At 69.8% G+C, this 2,988-nt stretch carries 1 protein-coding gene and 1 pseudogene; both read left to right on the top strand.

Annotated features, from left to right (window positions below; genetic code table 11):
• On the top strand, window positions 1-2,022 hold a 2,022-nt coding region (locus DW309_RS01080; RefSeq protein WP_342590357.1), incomplete at its 5' end, for a peptidase C14.
• Window positions 2,023-2,382: 360 nt separating this feature from the next.
• Window positions 2,383-2,988: pseudogene (locus DW309_RS01075) on the top strand (beta galactosidase jelly roll domain-containing protein); the annotation flags it as partial.

Raw genomic sequence — 2,988 nt, 5'->3', positions numbered from 1 at the left:
GGCCCCGTGGCGCCGCAGGACTCGTCGGGCTCGAAGACCGTGGCGAACGCCGGCACGGCTGCGGCGCTCGCGGCTCGCAAGGGCAAGGACGGCGACCTGGTGCGCACGAGCGGCTATGCGGCTCCGGGCGACGGCGGCGCCGGCCTGTACCGCTTCGTGAAGAAGGACGGCCCTGCCGCCAACGGCGGCACGGTGCTCGCGGGGCCCAAGGGCGGCGTCTGGGTGCTGGTGCACCAGGGCACGGTGGACTTCCGGGTGTTCGGGATCATGGACGCCTCCGTCCCGGCCGACGACGCGCTGGACGCGCTGGTGGGCGACGCGAGCGTCCGCCGCATCGAGGCGTACTCCGACCTCAACTTCGTGCGCCGGCACCGGTTCACCCGTTCCAACCTGGCGTTCGACTTCCACCACCACCTCATGACCACGCAGGGCATCGAGAACGCCGGCAAGGACGACCCGTTCGCCGCGGTTATGTTCTTCCGCGGCGAGGTGACCGAGGCGGTGCAGGAGGCGCGGCTCGGCGAGAACGTGCCCGACCTCGCCGACGTCTTCCCGGTCGCCGACTCCTCGTTCTTCGCGGTCGGCGAGTGGTACGCGGCCGAGGTGAACGCGCTCTCGGGTCGCTGGGAGCGCGAATTGCAGCGGCTCGTGCAGGTGACCCAGATCGTGGACGGCACGCATATCCGCGTGAACTACAAGAACGGCTGGCCGCTCGGCAAGGACCGCACCATGACGTGGCGGCACGTGAAGCCCGTGCAGGACATCACGGTGTCGAACCTGAAGTTCCTGGGCGGAGGGACCGACGAGTACACCGGCTCGCACCCGCTGGCGTTCGAGTACGCGGTGCGCTGCGACGTCGACCACATCGACGGCACCGCCACGTTCTGGCCGCTCATCCAGCGTCGCTGGAACACGTACTTCAGCACCGAGAGCTGCACGCTGAAGAACCCGACCTCCGTCACGTGGGGTGGCGCGGGCTACCTGACGCAGCAGATCTACTGCCTGTACGGGTACGTCGCCAACTGCCACACCGCGAACGCGCGGCACCTCAACGACTTCACGGCGAGCGCCTACTGCCTGGTGGAGAACTGCCACGGCGACGGCGACGACCAGGGCCCGTTCGTGACGCACGGGCAGTACGAGCACGACCTGACCTACACGGGCAACTCCGGCCTGATGACGTTCGCGAACTCGGGTGCTGCGTGGGGCTCGGCCGCCAAGCGCATCACGGTGCGCAAGCACGTGTGCTCGTGGTTCGTGGCGCGCGTGCGCATCACCGACCTCACGCTGGAGGACGTGCAGGTGATCGGCAAGCCGTCGCTGTCGGGCTCCGGCATGCTGTGGATCAACGCCGACGGCGCGCAGCTGCGCGGGTGCACCGCGTCGGACACCCTGATCATCACGCAGGCGTCGGACAACTCCGCCCGCCCGACCGTGATCGCCGACTCGCACATCACGTTCGTCGCTCCGGGCGACCTCACCAACGCGACGGTCACGACCCCGGTCACCTTCGTCGACACCGTGCTCACGAACGTCGGCGGCGTGAAGATCGGCGGGGCGGGCGCCGTGACGTTCCGCGGCTCGACCCTCACCGCCGCGGAGGACTCCGCGCCCCTCGCGTCGTCGTCCGAGCGGCTGCGGTTCGAGGGCGCGACCCTGCGCAACGTGCGGATCGCGGCGGCCAGGGGCGAGCGGCAGACGCTGGAGTTCGCGGGTGCGGACGTCGCGGCGAAGGGCGGCACGGGGATCGGGCGGACGGGCGCGGGCGAGCTGCACGTGACCCTGAGCGACAGCACCTTCCGCGGCGACGGCGGCACGAACCACGTCTCCCTCACCTCGGGCGCGACGCACTACCGCGCGGTCGGGAACCGGTTCGAGGGCGGCAGCCTCGAGCTGGGGGCCGACGCGTTCGGTGCCGAGTCGACGCTGCTGCACACCGGGAACGTCGAGGCCGGGGTGACTCGCACGGCCTTCCCCGACGCGGGCGACCGCGTGGTCGACACCGCGAATCTGCTGGTGTGAGGGTGTGCCGCGGGAGGGCCGTTCGTCGGCTCTCCCGCGGCCGTCGGGATCGTATCGCTCTGGAATATGGGTAACGCGTTACATTCTGTCGCATAGGGTGGACACCGCTATCTGTTCGCAGGATGCATCGAGGGGGAAAGCTCGGCCCGCATCCGAACCAGAAGAACCCGGTGACGTCCCGAGAGATCCGGGCGGTCTTCCTGACCCTTCGAAATGATGAGATCACTACGTAATTCGATTCACCCTGTCCGCTCTACCCTGCTCGCCTCTCTCGCCGCCGTCGCGGTGATCGGCTCCGGTGCCATCGCGGCACCCTCCTCGGCCTCCGCCGCAGACGCGGCGTCGAATGCCATCGCCTCCGTGATCGAGAGGGGGTCGGAGTGGTCGTACTACCGGTCGACCACGGCGCCCTCGTCGGACTGGCAGACCGGCTCGTCGTCGTGGGACACCGCGAAGGCTCCGTTCGGCGCCGGTTCGCGGGTCGGACGCGTCGCGACGAAGATCCCGTCGTCGACCGACCGCCCGCTGTCGACCTTCTTCACCAAGAGCTTCACGCTCACCTCGGACCTCCCCGAGTGGTCGTGGCTCAACACCTGGGCCGACGACGGCATCGTGGTGTGGATCAACGGCACCGAGGTCGGGCGCAAGAACGCGCCGACGGGCGACATCACGGCGAAGAGCTACGCCACCGCCGCGCCGTCGACCACCTCCGCCCGCTCGAACCCGGTGTCGTTCTCGATCCCGGTGAACCTTCTCCACGAGGGCGAGAACACCATCGCGGTGCAGGTGCTGGCCAACTACCACGCGACCCCCAATGTGAGCTTCGACGCACACCTCGTGCGGGAAGACACCCCGTCGGGTCAGGCCGTGGCTCCCGCACCCGCCCCGGCTCCGGCTCCGGCCCCGGCCCCGGCTCCGGAGGACGACTCCACGCAGGTCGCGCCGCCGGCGAGCGAGCAGGAACCT

Source organism: Microbacterium sp. K41 (assembly GCF_004794395.1).
GTDB classification, from domain to species: Bacteria; Actinomycetota; Actinomycetes; order Actinomycetales; family Microbacteriaceae; genus Microbacterium; species Microbacterium sufflavum.
This window is presented reverse-complemented; position numbering and strand designations above follow the sequence as displayed.